The sequence below is a fragment of the Mesorhizobium huakuii genome (assembly GCF_014189455.1).
Classification (GTDB): Bacteria; Pseudomonadota; Alphaproteobacteria; order Rhizobiales; family Rhizobiaceae; genus Mesorhizobium; species Mesorhizobium huakuii_A.
In genome coordinates, this window is the sequence record NZ_CP050296.1 from 650,491 (window position 1) to 671,946 (window position 21,456).

Genomic DNA, 21,456 nt, shown 5'->3' on the forward strand with positions numbered 1-21,456 from the left:
GCCCTTCTCCGGCAAGGCACCAGTTCACGTCCCATCCGCGTCAAGCAAACTGGAGCCAGACGCCCATGACCAGCCTTCCCATCACCCTCACCATCAACGGACACCGACACGAGCTGGAGGTCGATCCGCGCGTAACCCTGCTCGACCTCTTGCGTGAGCGGCTTGACCTCACCGGCACCAAGAAGGGCTGCGACCGCGGCCAGTGCGGCGCCTGCACGGTGCTGGTCGACGGCAAGCGCATCAACTCCTGCCTGGCGCTGGCGGTCAGCCATGACGGCGCCGATGTCTTGACCATCGAAGGCGTGGCCCACGGTGAAGAGCTGCATCCGGTGCAGGCCGCCTTCATCGCCCATGACGGCTTCCAGTGCGGTTTCTGCACGCCCGGCCAGATCATGAGCACGCTCGGCCTGATCGCCGAGGGACAGGCCGGCGACGATCCCGAACGCATCCGCGAGGGGCTGAGCGGCAACATATGCCGCTGCGCGGCCTATGGCGGCATCGTCGAGGCCGTCCTGGAGGCCCAGGAAAAACTTGCCACAGCCGACCGGAGGGCAGCGGCATGAGAGACTTCGACTATATCAGGCCCGCCACCATTCCCGACGCCATCGCGGCGGCGGCCGAGCCGGGTTCGGCCTACCTGGCCGGCGGCACCAATCTGCTCGACCTGATGAAAGGCGGCATCGCCAGCCCCGAGCGCATCGTCGACATCTCGCGGCTGCCGGAACTCAACCGCATCGAGCGGCTGGACGATGGCGGCCTGCGCATCGGTGCGCTGGTCCGCAATGCCGATCTCGCCCACGACGCGGCGTTCGCAAAAGCCTATCCGGCGGTGGCCGAAGCGCTGCTGTCGGGAGCCTCGGCGCAGCTTCGCAACGCCGCCACGGTCGGCGGCAATCTCCTGCAGCGCACGCGCTGCAGCTATTTCTACGACACCGCCAGCGCCTGCAACAAGCGCGAGCCCGGCGCCGGCTGCGATGCACTGGGTGGCGAGAACCGCCTGCACGCAGTACTCGGCTGGAGCGATGCCTGCATCGCCACCCATCCGTCGGACTTCTGCGTGCCGCTGGTGGCACTCGACGCCGTCGTCGAGATCGAGGGCAAGGAGGGCCGGCGCCACGTCACGCTGGCGGAATTCCACCGGCTTCCTGGCGAAACGCCGCAGCGGGAGAATGCGCTTGAGCCCGGCGACCTGATCGTGGCGGTGCGCCTGCCGGCGGAGGCCGCCTCCTTCGCCGCCAATGCCCGTTACCTGAAAGTCCGCGAGCGCACCTCCTATGCTTTCGCCGTCGTCTCGGCCGCAGCGGCACTTGTCGTCGATGGCGGCAAGATCCGTGCCGCGAGACTGGCGCTCGGCGGCGTCGCGGCCAAGCCGTGGCGGGCGCGCTCGGCGGAGGCCGTCCTGCTTGGCGCCGATGCCAACGAGGCGACCTTCGCCAGCGCGGCGAACGCCGCCTTGGCCGATGCCAGCCCCTCCGGCGACAATGCGTTCAAGATCGAGCTTGCCCGCCGCATCGTGGTCAGGGCGCTGACGTCTGCCCTGGCGGGAACGCCCGAGCGGCTGCCGGCCCTCCCTGCCTCCCCCTTTTCCTCCGCTCCCGGAGCGCGCCATGACGCTTGAACTCAGCCTCAACCAGCAACCCGCCCATATCAGGCAGGGCTCCAGCATCGGTCAGCCACTGACACGCCGCGACGGCTTCCTGAAAGTTACCGGAGCCGCGCGCTACGCGGCCGACAACCATCCGTCCGGCATGCTCTACGCCGTGCTCGCTGTCTCCAGCATCGCGCGCGGGCGCGTTGCCTCGCTGGATATCGAGGCAGCCAAGGCGCACAAGGGCGTGGTCGAGGTGATGACGCCCAAGAACCGGCCGGCGCTCGCCGCCGACCCGGATGCCAAGGACCATCCCTTCATGTTCCGGCTCGACCTGCTGCAGAACGACCGGGTTCGCTACCCCAACCAGAGCATCGCCGTGGTGATCGCCGAAACGCTGGAGGCGGCGACCGAGGGGGCGGCGCTGCTTTCGCCGCGCTATGAAGCGCTGCCGGCGCGCGTCGGTCTCGACGATGCCGAAAGCTTCGTGCCGCGTGGGGTCGGCGTCGGCAATCCGGCCGTTCAGCACAAGGGCGATGTCGAGGCCGGCCTCAAATCGGCGAAGACGCGGATCGAGGCCACCTACGAGACGCCGGCCCAGTACCACAACGCCATGGAGCCGCACGCGATCGTCGCCGCCTGGGATGGCGACCGGCTGTCGATCGACACGCCGAGCCAGGGCCTGGCCATGGCGCAGGGCCGCATCGCCGGCCTGTTTGGCATCGCGCCGCAAAACATCCACATCCGCAGCCCTTTCCTCGGCGGCGGCTTCGGGTCGAAAGGCATGATTTCCGGGCCGCAGGTGCTGGGCATCCTGGCGGCGCGTCTCGTTGGCCGTCCCGTCAAGCTGGTGCTGCGGCGCGAGCAGATGTACGGGCCGGTCGGCCACCGCGCGCCGACGCGCCAGACCCTGCGCATGGGCATGGATGGCGAGGGGCGGCTGACGGCCATCGACCATCACGCCAAGACCACGTCGAGCACCTTCGACGATTTCTTCGAACCGGCGGCGGATGCCTCGCACACGCTCTATGCCAGCCCTGCCATCACCACTTCGCACGAGGCGGTGCGGCTCGACACCGGGACGCCGCTGTTCATGCGCGCGCCCGGCGAAGCCACCGGCTCGATCGCGCTCGAAAGCGCCATCGATGAGGCGGCGCATGCCTGCGGCATGGACCCGCTGGAATTCCGGCTCAGGAACTATGCCGAGGTCGAGCCGATGACCGGCAAGCCGTTTTCCTCCAAGGCGCTGCGCGAATGCTATAGCCAAGCCGCGAAGGCATTCGACTGGGCGAGCCGCCCGCTGCAGCCGCGACTGATGCGCGACGCCGACGGTTTCCTCACCGGCTGGGGCGTGGGCACGGCGACCTTCCCGGCCATCATGTTCCAGGCCGAAGCGCGAGCGGTGCTCAAGGCCGATGGCAGCGGCCTGATGGAGACCGGCGCGCAGGACATGGGGCAAGGCGCCTGGACCGCCTTCGCCCAGATCGCCGCCGATGGGCTGGGGCTCGACATCGACCAGGTCGACTTTAGGGCCGGCAGCTCCGACCTGCCCAATGCGGGCATTGCCGGCGGCTCCGGCCATACGGCGACGGCCGGCATGGCGATCCACAATGCCGGTGCCGCCGTGATCGCCAGGCTCGCCGATCTCGCCACCGGCAACGAGGCCTCGCCGCTGTTCGGCGCCGGCAATGAAGGCGTTGTGGCGCGCGGCGGCCGGCTGTATCGCAGCGACGACGAAAATCGCAGCGAAGGTTACGCCGAGATCCTCACACGCGCCGGCCTGACGGAGATCGAAGGCCACGGCAAGGGCGCTCCAGACCCGGCGTCCCAGGAGACCTATGCCAAGCACGCGCATGGCGCCGTCTTCGCCGAGGTCAAGGTCGATCCCGATTTCGGCCAGATCCGCGTCACAAGGCTGGTCGGCGCCTTCGCCGCAGGGCGAGTCATCAATCCCAGGCTTGTGCGCAGCCAGTATTATGGCGGCATGATCTGGGGCGTCTCCTTCGCGCTGCACGAGGAAGCCATCACCGACCGGCGCACGGGCCGGATCCAGAATGCCAACCTCGCCGAATACCATGTCCCGGTGAATGCCGACGTGCCGTCGGTCGAGGCGATCCTGGTCCATGAGGACGACCCTTACGTCAATGCGCTCGGCATCAAGGGCGTCGGCGAAATCGGCGTCACCGGCACGGCTGGCGCGGTTGCCAACGCGGTCTGGCATGCAACCGGCGTGCGGCCCCGCCGCTTTCCGATCCGCATCGAGGATCTGCTGGCCTGAGAAGTGGCGAACGCCCGGAGCGAAAGCGCCGGACGGACAGGTGGGCCTCCACCTGTCCAACATGAAATAATCCCACCAGCGTCAAGCAACTGGAGCCCGACGCCCATGACGAAAATCCCCGTACATCTCGACATCAACGGCCAGCACCACGAATTGCAGCTCGAGCCGCGCGTGACGCTGCTCGATGCCTTGCGCGAGCGGCTCGGCCTGACCGGCACCAAGAAGGGCTGCGACCATGGCCAGTGTGGCGCCTGCACCGTGCATGTCGACGGCGAGCGCGTGCTGGCCTGTCTGACGCTGGCGGCGCAAGCCGAAGGCCGCGCCATCACCACCATAGAGGGGCTTGCACGGGAGGGCGAACTGCATCCCGTGCAGGCTGCCTTCCTCGAACAGGACGCCTTCCAGTGCGGCTATTGCACGCCGGGCCAGATCATGTCGGCGGTGGCTTGCATCCGCGAAGGCCACGCCGGCTCGGATGAGGAAATCCGCGAATACATGGCCGGCAATCTCTGCCGCTGCGGCGCCTATCCGCACATTGTCGCCGCTGTCCGCCAGGCAGCCCTGGAGGTCGCATCATGAGGGATTTTTCATACCTACGCGCCGGCTCGCTTGATGCCGCACGCCAGGCAGCCACCCTGCCCGGCGCCATGCTGCTTGCCGGCGGCACGACGCTGATCGACCTCGCTAAATGCGGCGTCGCCGAGCCCGACACACTGGTCGACATCACCCATCTCAAGGGGCTCGACCGGATCGAACTGAACGAGCGCGGCGCCACCATCGGCGCGCTCGCCAGAATGGGCCATGTCGCCGACCATGCCGACATCAAGAGCCGCTTCCCCGCCATCTCGGAAGCACTCTGGCAGGCGGCGTCGGCGCAAATCCGTAACATGGCAACCATCGGCGGCAATCTGATGCAACGCACGCGCTGCCCGTACTTCCGTGATCCCGCGAATTTTTCCGCCTGCAACAAGCGGCAGCCCGGCTCTGGCTGTTCGGCCATCGGCGGCGTCACAAGGGGCCACGCCGTGCTCGGCACCAGCGACGCCTGTATCGCTATGTATCCCGGGGACCTCGCCACCGCTTTGGTCGCCTTCGACGCAACAATTCATCTCGGCGAGCGTAGGCTTCTGGTGGACGACTTTTTCCTGTTGCCGGGCACCACGCCCGACAGGGAACACGCCATCGAGCCGGGCGAGATGATCACCGCCATCGAAATCCCCGGCTCCGCCGCCGCCCGCCGCTCGACCTATCTGAAGATCCGCGACCGGCAATCCTATGAATTCGCCGCGGCGAGTGCCGCCGTCGGCATCGAATTCGAAGCCGATGGCCGCACCATCCGCGACCTGCGTGTCGCGCTCGGCGGCGTCGCGACCAAGCCGTGGCGAGCCCGTGCCGTCGAAGACGCGCTGAAAGGCAAGGTGCTGGAGCCGGAAACCGTCCGTGCCGCCAGCCTGCTCGCCGTCGAAGGCGCCGTCGACCATGGCGCCAACCACTACAAGATCGAGCTCGCGCCGCGCGTCGTCGCGCGCGCCATCCTCAAATTGGGAGAGACGGCATGACCGTTCACAACATCAGACATGGTGACGCGTCAGACGGCGCACTGGCGGAGGCCGTCGGCGGCCGGCTGTCGCGCGTCGACGGCCCGGCCAAGATCACCGGTGCGGCCAAATACGCCGTCGAGCAACAGCTCGAAGGCCTCGCCTATGCCGTGCTGGTCGAGAGCACGATCGCATCCGGCAAGGTGCGCGCGATCGACACCGCGCAGGCCGAGGCGGCACCGGGCGTGCTCAAGGTGCTGACACCGGACACCATCATCAGCCTCAGGACCGCATCCGACTGGTTCGGCACGCCGCCGCCCGACAAGCCCTATTGCCCGCTGGCACGCGACATCACCTTTTCGGGCCAGCATGTCGCCGCTGTCGTCGCCGAGACCTTCGAGCAGGCGGTCGCCGCCGCAGCCCTCGTCAAGGTCAGCTATGACGAGACGCCGGCAATCGTCGACCTCAGCGACGGCAAGGCCGGCGACGGCATTCCGATCGACGCCATGACCAAGGAATGGGGCGATGCGCCCGCAGCCTTCGCCGCCGCGCCGGTGCGCATCTGCGCTGCCTACAACACGCCGCGCGAATACCAGGCGCCGATGGAGCCGCATGGCCTGATCGCGCGCTGGGAAGGCGATCATCTGACCGTCTGGGAGCCGAGCCAGTGGCTGGACGGCATGGCCCGCACCTATGCCGAATGGTTCGAACTGCCATTCGAGAATGTGCGGCTGGTCTCGCCCTATATTGGCGGCGGCTTCGGCTCCAAGGCGCTGGCGCTCAGCCATGGCGCGGTGGCCGCGAGTGCCGCTAAAATGCTGGGCCGGCCGGTGAAGCTGGTGATGACGCGGCCGCAGACCTTTACCGGCTATGGCGGACGCGCCGCGACGCGCCAGACGGTGACGATCGGCGCCGACCATGACGGCGTGATCCAGTCGATCGTGCATCGCGGCGTCAATGAAACCTCCATCGACGGCATGTGGGTCGAGCCGCTGGGCTCGGTCACCTCGATCATGTACGCGACGCCGAATTTCTCCTCGAAACAGAATGTCGTGCGGGTCAATTCCGTGGTGCCAGGCGCCATGCGCGCGCCGGGCGAAAACCCCTCGGCCTTCGGCATCGAAAGCGCCATCGACGAACTCGCCTACGAGGTCGGCATCGATCCACTGGAGATCCGGCTGCGGAACTATGCCGAGCAGGATCCGCACGCCAAAAAAGCCTGGTCGACCAGGCAGTTGCGCGAGGCTTTTGCCGCGGGCGCCGAACGCTTCGGCTGGGCCAGTCGCTCGCCGGAGCCGCGCTCGATGCGCGATGGCAACCAGCTGATCGGCTGGGGCGTCGCCGCCGGCACCTATCCGGTGCGGCGCGCCTATGGCGAGGCTGTCGTGCGCATCCTGGCCAACGGCTCGGTCGAGGTCGAAAGCTCCTCGATCGACATGGGCCAGGGCACCTACACCATCCTGGCGCAGACCGCCGCCGAGACGGTCGGCGTGCCGGCCGACGACGTGGTGGTGAAGCTCGGCGATTCCCGCTTTGCCCGCGCCGGCGTCAGCGGCGGCTCGCGGCTGGCCGGCGTGATGACTGGGGCCGTCTACAAGGCGGCGACCTCGGCGCTCGACCAGCTGGTCGGCCTGGCGATCAGCGATCCGCGTTCGCCCTTCCATGCGCTGCAAGCCAACACTCTGGTCGTCGCCAATGGCCGCATCGGCTCACCGCGCGGCGACGGCCCCGATCTTTCGATCACCGAACTGCTAAAGAGCGTCGGCCGCACCCACATCGAGGCCACCGGCGACACCATGCCGGCCAATTCGACCGCCGAGGACCGCTACAAGAACTACACCACCATCGCCATGGCGTTGCCGCACACCGAGGGCGACTATTCGCGCCACTCCTGGTGCGCGCATTTCATCGAGGTGCGCGTCGATGAGGACTTCGGCACGGTGCGCGTGTCGCGTGTGGTGTCGGCGCTGGATTCCGGCCGGCTCTACAATCCGAAGCTCGCCGAAAGCCAGTGGAAGGGCGGCATCATCATGGGCATCGGCCAGGCGCTGCTGGAGGAAGGCATCATGGACCGCCGCCACGGCCGCATCGTCAACAACAACCTCGCCGATTATCTCGTACCGACCAATGCCGACATTCCCGACATCGAGGTGATCTCGGTCGGCATTCCCGACCTGCACTCCTCGGTGCTCGGCGGCAAGGGCGTCGGCGAACTGGCGATTGTTGGTGTGGCGCCGGCGATTGCAAATGCGGTGTTCCACGCGACGGGGAAAAGGGTGCGGGATTTGCCGATCACGCTGGAGAAGCTGATCTGAAGGGCGGTGGCTGATCTCCCCCTCGAGGGGGAGATGTCGCCAAAGGCGACAGAGGGGGTCGCCGCGCGGAAAGCGCCAACCTCGTCTGAAGCGCAGCAGTCCGAGCCCAGTCGGACCGACCCCCTCTGGCCTGCCGGCCATCTCCCCCCAAGTGGCAGGGGAATCGCATATGGCGATTTTGGGCTTGAAGTTGGTTTGAGAAGGGATTCTTTGGGAAGGCAGTCCAGCGAGGAGTGACTGCCATTACCAGCCTTGAGAGCTATTTCGGTACGGTGCCTGATCCGCGCGCGGCCAACGCCACACATCGGCTTGGCGACCTGATCGTGATGATGATCGCTGCGAGCCTGTGTGGCGCGACCAGCGCAACGGAGTTTTCGTTGTTCGCGCAAGAGCGCAAACAGGCGCTGTCGCGCTTGATCGACTATGAGGAGGCGCCTAGCCACGACACCTTCTCGCGGCTGTTGCGCCTGCTCGATCCGGAGGCCTTCGGACGGGCGTTCGCCGCCTTTGCCGCAGGCTTTGCCCAGGCACGTCAGGGTGTGGTCGCACTTGATGGCAAGGCGCTGCGGCGGGCCTATGAGAAAGGCCTTGCGGCCAGCCCGCCCCTGACGGTGTCGGCCTTTGCCAGCCAGACGCGGCTGTGTTTGGCGGCGGTCTCGCCCGGCGACGAAGACAATGAGGTCGAGGCTGCCCTCAAGGTCGTCGAACTCATTGATCTTACTGGCCGATTGGTCACGGCCGATGCCCTCCACTGCCACACGCGCATGGCCAAGGCCATCATTCAGCGCGGCGGCGACTATCTGCTTGCACTCAAGAGAAACCGCCGGCATTGGTTGGCTCGGGCCAATCAACAACTGGCCCAGACCACTCCCGCCGTCACTGAGCGGACCGAGACCAGCCATGGCCGCAACGAATGGCGGCAGGCAGAGGTCGTGGTGGCGGCTGAACCAATGATGCCGGGGCACAAGGCCTTCATCCGCATCACCAGCCGGCGCGATCAGGCCGAGCCGCTGACGCGCCTGTTCATGGCCTCAACGCTGCTGTCGCCACAGCAGGCGATCGACCTCACCAGAGCCCATTGGCAGATCGAGAACGCACTGCACTGGATGCTCGACGTTCATCTGCACGAGGACCTCAGTCGTGCCCGCAAGGACAACGCTCCCGCCAACACCGCCCTCATCAACCGCATCGCCAGAAATATCCTTCAGGCCGCCGACATCGACAAAGTCCCCATTAGCCACCGCATCAAGAAATGCGCTTGGAATGACGACTATCTCATCCAGGCAATCGCTCATATGCGATAGCCCTGCCCTCGAGGGGGGAGATGGCCGCTTCGCCGATCACCACTCCAACCCGAACACCAGCTTGCCGAAGTGCAGGCCGCCGGCGGCCATGTGGGCGTAGGCTTCGGCCGCATCATCAGGTGAAAACACCTTGTCGACGACCGGTTCGATCCCGGCTGCACCGACGGCGCGGGCGGCGTCGCGAAGGTCGGACACCGACCCGGTGTTGTTGCCGACAATTTTCAGCGCCTTGATGATGATCGGCAGCAGGTTGACCGTGGCCTCGGCGCCGGTGACGAAACCGATGGTGAACAGCGTGCCGCCGGGTGCGGTGGCGTTGATGGCGCGGGCGAAGGTGGCGGTGCCGCCGGTTTCGACGACGAGGTCGGCGCCGAGGCCGCCGGTCAGCTCCAGCACCTTGCCGTCCCAGTCTGATGTCGCGCGGTAGTTGATGAGATGATCGGCGCCGAGCGCCTTCGCCCGCTCCAGCTTCTCGTCCGACGACGAGGTGATGATGACGGTGGCGCCGGCGGCTTTCGCCAGCTGCAGGGTGAAGATCGAGACGCCGCCGGTGCCGAGCAGCACGACGACCGAGCCCGGCCCGACATTGGCGGCGCGGATGGCGTTCCAGGCGGTGGTGCCGGCGATCGGCAGCGTCGACGCCGCCTCGAAGGAGAGATGCGCCGGGACCGGCACGAGCGAATTGGCCGGCAACGCGACATATTCGGCCAGCGACCCCGGCAGCGATATGCCGCGCATCTGCGTCATCTCGTAGGGTCGCGGCCGGCCACCGATCCAGCGCGGCTTGGCATGGGCGACGACACGATCGCCGACGGCGAAATTCGCAACGCCCTCGCCCAGCGCGACGATCTCGCCGGCGCCATCGGCGACGGGGATCAGCGGAAAGCTCGGTCCGGGATAATTGCCGCTCGCCACCGCGACATCGACGAAATTGAGGCTTGCCGCACGCTGGCGGATCAGCACCTCGCCGCGCTGCGGTTCGGGGGTGGCGAGGGTGGCGGCGCGGAAGGCGTCGAGCCTGGGTTGGCTCAGTTCGATGGCTTTCATGGTTTCACTCCGGTGGGACGATTGAGGATTGAGTGAACCTATCTCCTGCGCTATTTATGGATAATCATTCCATTTTGCATTTGAGTACTGCGAAACATGCAGCAATCTCACGAACCTGCGGCCCTTGCCGAAATGGCGGCCTTCGCGGCCATCGCCGAGGCCCGCTCCTTCACCAGGGCGGCAGCGCGCGTCGGGCGCGACGCGACCATCCTGTCGCGGCGCCTGCAATCGCTGGAGGAGCGGCTGGGGGTCAGGCTTCTCCATCGCACGACGCGCAGCGTGTCGCTGACCGAAGCGGGCGCCGAATTCCTGGTGCGCGTGCGCGCCATCCTCGCCTCCGTCGACGAGGCCGAGGCCGCCGCGTCGGCGCATGCCGATGGGGGCCCGCGCGGCCTGCTCAGGCTGGCGCTGCCCGGCACGTTCGGGCGCATGTGGATCGGACCGCTGCTGCCGCAATTCCTTGCCGAATTTCCCGATATCCGCATCGAGGCAGAATTCTCCAACCGTTTCGCCGATCTGGTCGCCGAGAATTTCGACGTCGCCGTGCGGCTCGGCGCGCTGGAGGATTCGCGCCTGGTGGCGCGCAAGGTGGCGACGCGGCGCCGGCTGCTTTGCGCCGCCCCCTCCTACCTCGCCCGAAGGGGCCGGCCGGAGACGCCGCAGGCGCTGCTCGACCATTCCTGCCTGGGCTTCAGCGGCTTCCAGACCTTTCCGGCCTGGGAGATGACCGACCGCGAGGGTCGGAGCGCACGCGTCGAGGTTTCCGGACCGCTGGTCAGCGACGATGCCGAGGTGCTCGTCGAGGCCGCCGTGCAGGGCCTCGGCCTGATGATGAGCACCGACTGGCTGATCGGCCGCGAGCTCGCCGACGGACGGCTGGTGCCAGTACTCGAGGAGTGGACGCTGGCCGACGAAGGCGCGGTCTATGTCGTCGTGCCCTCAGCCAAGGGACAGGCCGCCAAGACCCGCGCCTTCGCCGACTGGATCGGCAAGCGCTTCGCGCCGGAGCCGCCGTGGCGAGGGTGACGTTGCTGCAACGCTCCCCTTTTCCCCTTGTGGGGTCCGAAGGACGGGGCGAGACAAGCGGCTCGCCCCCGGGCGGTGTCGCCGTAGGCGACGGATGAGGGGTGCTCCAGCTTGGCGCCGACGGCGATCCTTCACGCACCCCTCATCCGTCTCGGCGCTGCGCGCCGATCCACCTTCTCCCACAAGGGGAGAAGGGAAGGCCGCAGCCTCACTTCCCCTGCCCCTTCATGAACTGGCTGAGCAGATCCACCGGCAGCGGGAACACCACAGTGGACGAGCGCTCGCCGGCGATGTCGTGCAGGGCCTCGAAATAGCGTAGCTGCATGGCCTGCGGTTCGGCCGCCAGCATACGGCCCGCCTCGACCAGTTTCGCCGCCGCCTGCTGCTCGCCATCGGCATTGATCACCTTGGCGCGCCGCAACCGCTCGGCCTCGGCCTGCTTGGCGATGGCGCGGATCATGCTTTCGTTCAGGTCGACATGCTTGATCTCGACATTCGACACCTTGATGCCCCAGGCGTCGGTGCGCTGGTCGAGGATTTCCTGGATATCGCTGTTGAGCTTGTCGCGCTCGGCCAGCATTTCGTCGAGCTCGTGCTTGCCGAGCACCGAGCGCAGCGTGGTCTGCGCCAGCTGGTTGGTGGCAGCCATGTAGTCCTCGACCTGGATGATCGCCCGCTCGGCGTCGACGATGCGGAAATAAAGCACGGCGTTGACCTTCACCGAGACGTTGTCGCGCGAAATCACGTCCTGCGGCGGGACATCCTGCACCACCACCCGCAGGTCGACCTTGACCATCTGCTGCACGAAGGGGACGAGGAGGATGAGGCCGGGCCCCTTGACCCCGGTAAAGCGGCCGAGTGTGAAAACCACGCCGCGCTGATATTCCCTGAGAATACGGATGGCCGCCGACAGAAACACGACCACGACCAGTGCAAGCAGCAGATAGGCGACGTAACCGATGCTCATTGTCTTGCTCCATTCCTTCCCGGATCGCGCCGCCGCACGGTGAGCACGAGATCGCTGATGTCGGTGACCTCGGCGCTGTCGCCGGCCGCGATCGGTTCGTCGGCCTTTGCCCGCCAGCGCTCGCCCAGGGCCAGCACATGGCCCTCGCCACCCTGCCAGTCGAGGATCTCGACGGGCAGGCCGCGCATCGCCTCGCCGCCGACGCGCGGCGGGTTCTTGCGCGCCGCCCAGACATAGGTGCCGGTCAACAGCGCCAGCCCAAGCGTCAGCGCGGCGGCGGGACCGATGACGGCCCAGGACATGGCAAAGCCCGGCCCCTCTGCCCGCAGCAGCATGGCGGCGCCGAACAGAAAGGCGGCCACGCCGCTTAGACCAAGCACGACGGTGGGGTTGAAGGCTTCGATGACGAGGAAGGCGATGCCGAGCAGCATTAGCGCAAGGCCGGTATAGTTGATCGGCAAGAGGTTGAGCGCATAGAGGCCGAGCACGAGGCAGATGGTGCCGATGACGCCGGGCGCGACCGCGCCGGGACTGGTGAACTCGAAGACGATGCCATAGACGCCGACCAGCATCAGGATGACCGCGATGTTCGGATCGGTGATGACGGCAAGCAGCCGGATGAACCAGCCGGGTTCCAGCGTCTCGACCGGCAGCCCCCTGGTCGCCAGCACCACTTTCTTGCCGGCCACATCGACGGTGCGCCCATCGGCCAATTGCAACAGCTCGGTGGTGTCGTGGGCGACGAAGTCGATGACATGCTCCTGCAGCGCCGCATTGGCCGACAGGCTTGCCGCCTCGCGCACAGCCTTCTCGCCCCAGTCACCATTGCGCCCACGCAGTTCGGCCAACGAGCGGATCAGGGCGACCGCGTCATTGGTCACCTTGGCCATCATCGCGTCGCCTGCCGGCCGCCCGCCCTGGCCCTTCTGATCGCCCTGGTCCTTCTGGTCGCCCTGGTCCTTCTGGTCGCCGTTGTCACTCTTGTCGCCGCCCGGAAGCGACGGCAGCCCGCCGATCTCGACCGGTGTCGCGGCGCCGATATTGGTGCCGGGCGCCATCGCCGCGACATGGGTGGCGTAGAGGATGTAGGTGCCGGCACTCGCCGCATGGCCGCCGGCCGGCGCGACATAGCCGATGACAGGCACCGGCGAAGCCAGGATGTCGGCGATCATCTCGCGCATCGAGGTGACCAGCCCGCCGGGCGTATCGAGTTGCAGGATCAGGACTTCGGCGTCCCGCTTGGCGGCGACATCAAGCGCTTCCTCGAGCTGCCTGGTGCTTGCCGGTCCGATGGCGCCGTCAATAGCGACGCTCAGCGCAACCCTCTCGCTCCCGGCCGAGGAGAAGGGAGAAAATGCAGCCATGGCGACAAAGGCCACGACGAGAAGGGCCACCCGCGCGAAGGACACGCTCAAAGCTCCATGGACTCAATATGGGTGGTGTCTTGGCGAAGTCCAATGGGGGCGAAGTCCAATGGGGGAGCTGACGTCGGCGATTGGCGACCACGGCCGAGCGCGCATCTCCCCTCGTCGGGGAGATTTGCAGCTTCAGCCGGCTCACCACTATGATTCGGGAGCCACCAGCGGCGTGCGTATGTCCGAAACGAGTTTGACCAGATCGGCTTGGCGTCTCGTGCCGGTTTTGGCGAAGATACGGTTGAGGTGGGTCTTCAAGGTGTTTTCGCCGATGCCGAGCGACACCGCGCTTTTCGACCCGGACAATCCGCTGCCGATGCGCAGCAGCACCCGCGCCTCCGTGGGCGTAAGGTCGAACAGCGTGGTCAGAACGGCCTCCGGCAGTGGCGAAGAGGACGTCGTGGTCGAGACGAAGACGGCGGCACAGGCGGGCCGGAAAGCCGCGCGCGCGGTGCCTTCGGTCAACGGCAGCACATAGGCGACCGCGGGCGGCTGGCCCGGGGCCGAAATCGGCAGGCCTATGCCGCGGGCGCCAAGCGAGGCATCGGCATGCCCGGCACTGGCGATCGCTTCCAGCAAGGCGCGGGCCACCGCTGGATTCTGCGGCTGGAGCTGGCCCTTCCTGGAAAGAATGGGACCTTGCTCGGAAAACATCCGATCGGCAGCCGCATTCGCATGGAGGATTGCTCCGTCGGCGCCAGTAAGAACAACAGGCACAGCGAAATGGTCGAGCGTCTGGCGATAGAGATTGGCGGTAATGCGGGTTTGATCGAACAGATCTCCGATCAGGGAAGCACGGCGCAGATGCGGCGAGAGCAAGGCCAGGAAACGCTGTTCTTCAACTGATATTGCCCCCCTGCTGGCCCGCGTGGTGCAGCCCAGGAGCCCGATTCGGTCCGGCGTATGAACGAATTTGACGATACAGCCTTCGCGCAATCCCTGCGGTCCGGCCCAATTCCGAAAAAATGCCGTCAGCTGGAGCTCGGCTTCACTCATTAGCGAAAGCGTCGTAACGGGCGTGTCGATGTCGCCGACGACCGCCGCCTTCAGTCCAGGAATTCCATCAAAGTCATAGTCTTCCTGGAGAACCCGCATTTGCGCAGGATCCCAAGGCGACTGGGCCATGAAACGGCCATGATTATCGGCAGTTCTGGCAAGAGCAATTGTGGAATAGGCCGCATCGACAGCTTCTGTGATACGGGTCATTACTCCAGACCAGCCCTCCGGATTCAAAACACAATCATATATATCAGCGATAATCGAAGAAAGTACTTCGATCCCCAGCCCTTCTACCACCACCCCTCTCCCTAACATGCCCCGATCTCGCTGCTCAAGATTTCGCGGCGTCATACTTTCGGGTGACGCCACGCGTGATTGAGCTCGACTAAGGAGTTAAGCTGATAAGCTGAACACCAGGTGACTAATGTTGCTGGTTGTTCCGGGAATGGGAAGCATCGCGTTCGATTTTTTTGAAGCCGTGGGGGCTTTGCCGGGGTCTTCGATTGTCGCGAGAGACGGGGTTTTCGTCGACTGATTTGCCGTCGCATCTCAGCGAACGCGATCGATTTCCCCTCTGGCAAGACATCCATGTCGCGGAGATTGCCGGTCGAATACGGCATATCGGAAGACCTGCCTTTCGAAGCTGCGATCGAAGCCACGGCTGTCGGATCACTGGTTCTTCAGCAGATGTCCGGGACGATCAGGCACGCGACGAGGAAGGCGAGCAACATCGCCCGTGACAGCAATGGATAACAACGATGATGGATATCTCCTGCTGATCAACAACACCGACACCGTGTTGAGTGGGGCACAAGCCGGCCGCGAATATGGTGTCGGCCCAGGAGAAGCGGTCCTGGTCACAGCATCGGAAGCGCTGAAATCGGAAGCGCTGAAAATGGCCGGCGCCGACTGGAATGTGTGGACGACCGTGGTGGTCCCACGTGCTGCCCTCATACAGACCTTCCCGCAGATCGATGACAGGCTGGCGTTGAAGATCGGCGCCGACAACGAAGCTCTCGATCTTCTCAAACGGTATTGCCAGTTGCTTGAAACCGGCCGCCCCCTTGTCTCACCCGATCTCATATCGCACGCAACAGAAACGATCGTCGATCTGATCGGGCTGGTGACAGGCGCGAAGGGCGAGGCTGCCGAACTGGCCGGCCCGCGGGCCTGCGGGCAGCCAGGCTGCAGGCAGTCCTGGCCAAGATCGCGGACAATTTCGCCAGTCCCGGCATCTCCGCGCAAGGCGTCGCAAAGGAACTCGGCCTGTCGGCGCGCTATGTCCAGGATTTGCTTCAGGAGACAGGCATCAGCTTCTCCGAGCGCGTTCTCGAACTGCGCTTGCAGAGCGCCCATAGGATGCTGTCGCAGAGGAATAGTGTCGAGATGCGGGTCGGCGAAATCGCCATGACAAGCGGATTCAGCGATGTGTCTTACTTCAATCGCTGCTTCCGTCGTCGCTTCGGCTATACGCCAACGGGCGCAAGATAAACCTGGGCACGTCCGACAACGGCCAGGCGACGCGATTTCCGGTTTCCCTCTCCGTCAGAAGCCGATGCCCAAAGCGCCTGGGGCGATCGATGATGCAATTTCACCACAAGTGCGCAGAAATGCGCTCGGCACCTCTTTCCAGTCCAATTCCAGTGCGGTCCTGCCCAAGACAACGCCTGGCCGTAATGACATGTCGGCTGTGGGCAAACGACTGTCGCGTCGGGGGATTGAATGCAGCAGAATATGTTCGGAAGCCGCAAGGCGTCGCTGACTTTCGTCGCGCCGACGAGTTACCTCAACCTACGCGACAACCTGCGCTCGCAGGCGAGTCGGCTTGCGCTGCGATCCGCAATCGGCATCGCCACGGCTGCGGGCGTGAGCCTGCTGGCACCCGCCCAGGCCTGGGCGGATTGTCTCGTCGGCGCGACCACTGTCCAATGCGACACGACCTCCACCACCGACACGACCTTTCCCGCCAACGCACCCAGTGACCGCGCCTATCAGGGCTTGTTGCCCGTGCCGGTCGACGTGACCGTCGATGCGGGAACGACGATAAGCGGGAATGGCCTTGCGGTCACCAACACCGGCACCGGCGGCGTCACAGTCACCAACAATGGTACGATCAGTGTCGATACCGGCAACACGCCGACCGCGGGCGGCACGGCGGCGCTGTCGATCTCGGCGGCCGGCGGCGCGATCACCTACACGGGTGGAAACATCATCAACCATGGCGCCGGCAACGCGTTCGATGTGTCGCAAACGGCCGGCGCCGGTTCGGTGAGCATCAACGTCTCCGGCAATATCTTTTCGGCGACAGGCGAAGGCATCGTCATCCGCGACGTCGCGACCAGCACCGGCATTTCGGTGACCACCAACGATGTCACCGCGCTGACGGCGGGCAAGGACGCGATCGACGCCCAGAGCCAGTCGTTGACAGGCAATGTCGTCGAGGTCGCCAACGGCAACCTCCAGGCGGGCAATGCCGGCATGGTGGCCGCGATCCTCAACGCCGCGGCGACCGGCAACATCGACGTGACCGCCAACGGGTCGCTCGACGCCCGCTTCGGCATCGATGCCGAGAACTTCGGCTCGGGCTCCACCAGCGTCACCACGGTCGGCCCGGTCAATGTGACCACCGGCAACGGCATCTTCGCGCTGTCGACCGGCGGCAATGTCATCGTGAACGCGGGCGATGTCACCTCGACCGGCAACACCGCGATCATCGCCCAGCAGACCAAGGTCGCTGGTACGGGCTTGATCGGCGTGACCGCGGGCAACGTCTCGGGCACGACGGGCATCGATGCGCACAACTTCGGTACGGGCGACATCGGCATCGTCGCCAATGGCACGGTGACCGGCACTGCCGCCGAGGGCATCAAGGCTGTCGGCAACGCCGGCGTGTTCGTGTCGGTGAACCAGACGGTGACTGGCGCGACGCTTGGCCTGAGTTTGGTTGGCGGCACCGGCGGCACGGGGAACATCTCGGTGACCGGCACCGGCGGGTTCGTCGGCGGCAGCGGCGACGCGGCAAACATCCTCAACAACGGCTCGGGCACGGTCACGGTCGACATCTCGGGCGCGAGCAGCTCGACCGGCGGCGAAGGCATCTTCGTGCGCGACGTGGCGACCAGCACCGGCATCAGCGTGACCACAGGCGCGGTCACCGCGCTGACGGCGGGCAAGGACGCGATCGACGTCCAGAGCCAGTCGTTGACAGGCAATGTCATCGAGGTCGCCAACGGCAATCTCCAGGCGGGCAACGCCGGCATGGTGGCCGCGATCCTCAACGCTGCGGCGACCGGCTATATCTCTGTGACCGCCAACGGGTCGCTCGACGCCCGGTTCGGCATCGATGCCGAGAACTTCGGCTCGGGCTCGACCAGTGTCATCACGGTTGGTCCCGTTACCGCGACCACCGGCAACGGCATCTTTGCGCTGACGACCGGCGGCACCGCCGTCGTGATCGCGGGGGATGTCACCTCGACCGGCAACACCGCGATCATCGCCCAGCAGACCAAGGTCGCTGGCACGGGCTTGATCGACGTGACCGCAGGCAACGTCTCGGGCACGACAGGTATCGATGCGCACAACTTCGGCACGGGCGCGACCAGCGTCACCGCCAATGGCACGGTGACCGGCACGCTCGCCGAGGGCATCAAGGCGACCGGCAACGGCGCGGTGAGCGTATCGGTCGCCGACACGGTGACCGGCGCGACGCGCGGCCTCAGTCTGGTTGGCGGCACCGGCGGCACGGGGAACATCTCGGTGACCGGCACCGGCGGGTTCGTCGGCGGCAGCGGCGACGCGGCAAACATCCTCAACAACGGCTCGGGCACGGTCACGGTCGACATCTCGGGCGCGAGCAGCTCGACCGGCGGCGAAGGCATCTTCGTGCGCGACGTGGCGACCAGCACCGGCATCAGCGTGACCACAGGCGCGGTCACCGCGCTGACGGCGGGCAAGGACGCGATCGACGTCCAGAGCCAGTCGTTGACAGGCAATGTCATCGAGGTCGCCAACGGCAATCTCCAGGCGGGCAACGCCGGCATGGTGGCCGCGATCCTCAACGCTGCGGCGACCGGCTATATCTCTGTGACCGCCAACGGGTCGCTCGACGCCCGGTTCGGCATCGATGCCGAGAACTTCGGCTCGGGCTCGACCAGTGTCATCACGGTTGGTCCCGTTACCGCGACCACCGGCAACGGCATCTTTGCGCTGACGACCGGCGGCACCGCCGTCGTGATCGCGGGGGATGTCACCTCGACCGGCAACACCGCGATCATCGCCCAGCAGACCAAGGTCGCTGGCACGGGCTTGATCGACGTGACCGCAGGCAACGTCTCGGGCACGACAGGTATCGATGCGCACAACTTCGGCACGGGCGCGACCAGCGTCACCGCCAATGGCACGGTGACCGGCACGCTCGCCGAGGGCATCAAGGCGACCGGCAACGGCGCGGTGAGCGTATCGGTCGCCGACACGGTGACCGGCGCGACGCGCGGCCTCAGTCTGGTTGGCGGCACCGGCGGTTCGGGCGACATCTCGGTGACCGGCACCGGCGGGTTCGTCGGCGGCAGCGGCGACGCGGCAAACATCCTCAATGGCGGCTCGGGCACGGTCACGGTCGACATCTCGGGCGCCAGCAGCTCGACCGGCGGCGAAGGCATCTTCGTGCGCGACACTTCGGCCGGCGGCAAGATCAGCGTCACCACCGGCGCGGTCACCGCGCTGACGGCTGGCAAGGATGGCATCGACGTCCAGAGCCACTCGGTGATCGGCAATATCACCGAGGTCGCCAATGGCGACATCAAGGCCGGCAATGCCGGCATGGTGGCCGCCTTCCTCAACGCTGCGGCCGTCGGCAACATCGACGTGACCGCCAACGGATCGATCGATGCGCGGTTCGGCATCGACGCCGAGAACTTCGGCTCGGGCTCGACCAAGGTGACCACGGTCGGCCCGGTGACCACGACCAACGGCAACGGCATCTTCGCGCGGTCGAGCGGCGGCGACGTGACGGTCAACGCCGGCGATGTCACCTCCACCGGCAACACCGCCATCGTCGCACGACAGACCGGCGTTGGCGCGATCGCCATCACCACCAGCGGCACCGTCGAAGGCTCCCTCGCGGCGATCGACGCACAATCAAACGCCGGCCACGCCATCGGCATCACTCTTTCCGGCGCGACGCACAACAGCGCTCAGACGGCCACAGCGCTGGCCATCGTCACGGCCGGCGGCGCCACCACGCTCACCAATGACGGCGCGCTGCTTGGCCGGGTGACGCTTGGCGACTTCGTCGACAAGGTGACCAACAACGCCACCTGGACGACCGGCGGCACCAGCCAGTTCGGCGCCGGCTTCGACAGCTTGATCAACGCGGCCTCGGCAACGCTCGTCACCGCCAGCATTGGCGCATCACTCGAGACCACGACCTTCAGCGGCCTCGAATCCCTGTCGAATTCCGGACTTTTGACCATGCAGGACGGCGGCGCCGGCGACCGCACCCTGGTTTCGGGCAATGTGACGCTGGCGGCCGGCTCGACCTACGCCATCGACATCGGCGGGGCTCAGTCGGATCTGCTTCATGCCTCCGGCACCGCCGACATCACCGGCTCGACGCTGGCGGTCAATATACAGGGCGGCCTGCAGTTCGGTTCCCACTATACGGTGCTGACCGCCGATCTCGGACTGGCCGGCCACTTCGCCGACGTGACAGGAATCACCAACACCGCGTTCCTGTCGGTGATCGATACCTATGACTTCAACAACGCCTATCTCGACGTGTTGAAGACGCAAACCTTCGCCGATGCCGGGCTGACGCCCAACCAGATCGCCACCGGCCAAGGGCTCGACAGCATTCCGGCATCCGGATCACTGTTCAATGCCGTCGCCGGCCTGGCCACCGACGCCGAGGCACGCGCCGCCTTCGACCAACTGTCGGGTGAGATCCATGCCTCGGCCAAGGGAATGCTGGTGGAGGACTCGAGCTTCATCCGCGACGCCGCCAGCAACCGCATCGCTGCAGCCTTCGGCGATGCTGGTGCCGCCGCATTGCCGGTCATGGCCTATGGCGAAGGCGGGCCGGAAATGGTCGCCGCCGACACCGACCGCTTCGCCGTCTGGGGCCAGGCCTTCGGCTCCTGGGGCAACACGGATTCCGACGGCAACGCCGCCGCCTTCGACCGCTCGACAGGCGGCCTGCTGGCCGGCGCCGACACGCTGGTCGGCGGCTGGCGCGTCGGCCTGCTCGGCGGGTACAGCCATTCCTCCTTCAACGCCGACGATCGTAATTCCTCCGGCAAGAGCGACAACTACCATCTCGGCCTCTATGGCGGCACCAACTGGGGCGCCATCGCCTTCCGCACCGGTGCGGCCTATAGCTGGAGCAGCCTCTCGACACATCGCTCCGTTGCCTTCAACGGCTTCGCGGATGCGCTGTCGGCCCACTACGATGCCGGCACCGCGCAGGTCTTTGGCGAACTCGCCTACAAGGCCGATGCGGGCCGCTTCAAGTTCGAGCCTTTCGCCAATCTCGCTTATGTCAGCGTGCACACGGACGGCTTCACCGAAACAGGTGGCGCTGCCGCACTGACCAGTGCCGGTTCGACCACCGACGCGACCTTCACCACGCTCGGGTTGCGGGGCTCGACCGACTTCGCGCTGGGCGGCATCGACGCCACCGCGCGCGGCACGCTCGGCTGGCGCCATGCCTTTGGCGATGTCACGCCGACCTCCAGCTTCGCCTTCGCTGGCGGCAACGCCTTCACCATCGCCGGCGTGCCGATCGCCAGGGACAGCGCGATCATCGAGGCTGGTATCGACATGAAAATGTCGCCCAATGCGACGCTCGGCCTGTCCTATACCGGGCAATTCGGCGGCGGCACGGTCGATAACGGCGCCAGGGCAAACCTCAGCGTCAAGTTCTGACGACAGCAGGCCACCGGGTCACCGCCAGATTGACGTCGCCGTGCGGCCGATGCGTCCG

14 protein-coding genes are annotated in these 21,456 nt (G+C 66.2%); 10 read left to right on the plus strand and 4 right to left on the minus strand.

Annotated elements, in window-relative coordinates; all coding sequences use genetic code 11:
* Positions 1-65: 65 nt before the first annotated feature.
* From HB778_RS03220 to HB778_RS03250, 7 genes are all read left to right on the plus strand, one after another.
* The gene (locus HB778_RS03220; RefSeq protein WP_183461428.1) at positions 66-563 is read left to right on the plus strand and encodes a (2Fe-2S)-binding protein; all 498 of its coding nucleotides are present in this window, start codon (positions 66-68) and stop codon (positions 561-563) included.
* The gene (locus tag HB778_RS03225; RefSeq protein ID WP_183461430.1) at positions 560-1,618 is read left to right on the plus strand and encodes an FAD binding domain-containing protein; all 1,059 of its coding nucleotides are present in this window, start codon (positions 560-562) and stop codon (positions 1,616-1,618) included. Before HB778_RS03220 ends, HB778_RS03225 begins: the two co-directional genes overlap by 4 nt.
* Positions 1,608-3,866 (plus strand): xanthine dehydrogenase family protein molybdopterin-binding subunit, encoded by a 2,259-nt coding sequence (locus HB778_RS03230; RefSeq protein WP_183461432.1) that lies wholly within the window; start codon positions 1,608-1,610, stop codon positions 3,864-3,866. Before HB778_RS03225 ends, HB778_RS03230 begins: the two co-directional genes overlap by 11 nt.
* A gap of 105 nt (positions 3,867-3,971) precedes the next feature.
* Positions 3,972-4,445 carry a (2Fe-2S)-binding protein gene (locus HB778_RS03235; protein WP_183461434.1) on the plus strand — a complete coding sequence of 158 codons (474 nt, stop codon included), beginning with the start codon at positions 3,972-3,974 and terminating at the stop codon, positions 4,443-4,445.
* Complete coding sequence (locus HB778_RS03240) at positions 4,442-5,425, plus strand: FAD binding domain-containing protein (RefSeq protein ID WP_183461436.1); 984 nt, start codon at positions 4,442-4,444, stop codon at positions 5,423-5,425. The genes HB778_RS03235 and HB778_RS03240 overlap by 4 nt, the downstream gene beginning before the upstream one ends.
* Entirely contained in the window at positions 5,422-7,719 is a 2,298-nt protein-coding gene (locus HB778_RS03245) for a xanthine dehydrogenase family protein molybdopterin-binding subunit (RefSeq protein ID WP_183461438.1), read from the plus strand. Before HB778_RS03240 ends, HB778_RS03245 begins: the two co-directional genes overlap by 4 nt.
* A gap of 233 nt (positions 7,720-7,952) precedes the next feature.
* Positions 7,953-9,023, plus strand: a complete 1,071-nt coding sequence (locus HB778_RS03250) for an ISAs1 family transposase (protein WP_244661787.1) — start codon at positions 7,953-7,955, stop codon at positions 9,021-9,023.
* 36 nt (positions 9,024-9,059) lie between these two features.
* Here the strand turns inward: HB778_RS03250 and HB778_RS03255 are convergent, their stop codons facing one another.
* On the minus strand, positions 9,060-10,070 hold the full coding sequence (locus tag HB778_RS03255) for a zinc-dependent alcohol dehydrogenase family protein (protein ID WP_183461440.1): 1,011 nt from the start codon (positions 10,068-10,070) through the stop codon (positions 9,060-9,062).
* Positions 10,071-10,166: 96 nt separating this feature from the next.
* On the opposite strand from HB778_RS03255, the gene HB778_RS03260 reads away from it, so the two are divergent.
* Entirely contained in the window at positions 10,167-11,096 is a 930-nt protein-coding gene (locus tag HB778_RS03260) for a LysR family transcriptional regulator (protein WP_183461442.1), read from the plus strand.
* 208 nt (positions 11,097-11,304) lie between these two features.
* Here the strand turns inward: HB778_RS03260 and HB778_RS03265 are convergent, their stop codons facing one another.
* The 3 genes from HB778_RS03265 to HB778_RS03275 all read right to left on the minus strand — a co-directional run bounded on the left by HB778_RS03265 (position 11,305) and on the right by HB778_RS03275 (position 14,774).
* Positions 11,305-12,063 carry a slipin family protein gene (locus HB778_RS03265; protein ID WP_183461444.1) on the minus strand — a complete coding sequence of 253 codons (759 nt, stop codon included), beginning with the start codon at positions 12,061-12,063 and terminating at the stop codon, positions 11,305-11,307.
* On the minus strand, positions 12,060-13,472 hold the full coding sequence (locus tag HB778_RS03270; protein WP_183461446.1) for an NfeD family protein: 1,413 nt from the start codon (positions 13,470-13,472) through the stop codon (positions 12,060-12,062). The genes HB778_RS03265 and HB778_RS03270 overlap by 4 nt, the downstream gene beginning before the upstream one ends.
* A 153-nt stretch (positions 13,473-13,625) precedes the next feature.
* Positions 13,626-14,774 carry a helix-turn-helix transcriptional regulator gene (locus HB778_RS03275; protein ID WP_244661788.1) on the minus strand — a complete coding sequence of 383 codons (1,149 nt, stop codon included), beginning with the start codon at positions 14,772-14,774 and terminating at the stop codon, positions 13,626-13,628.
* 993 nt (positions 14,775-15,767) lie between these two features.
* Here HB778_RS03275 and HB778_RS41210 point away from each other — a divergent pair.
* Together HB778_RS41210 and HB778_RS41215 are read left to right on the plus strand one after the other, a co-directional pair.
* Positions 15,768-15,968: a helix-turn-helix transcriptional regulator gene (locus HB778_RS41210; RefSeq protein WP_244661789.1), complete on the plus strand. Its 201-nt coding sequence runs from the start codon at positions 15,768-15,770 to the stop codon at positions 15,966-15,968.
* A gap of 231 nt (positions 15,969-16,199) precedes the next feature.
* Positions 16,200-21,398, plus strand: coding sequence for an autotransporter outer membrane beta-barrel domain-containing protein (locus HB778_RS41215; RefSeq protein ID WP_244661790.1), 5,199 nt, complete (start codon positions 16,200-16,202; stop codon positions 21,396-21,398).
* Positions 21,399-21,456 lie beyond the last annotated feature (58 nt).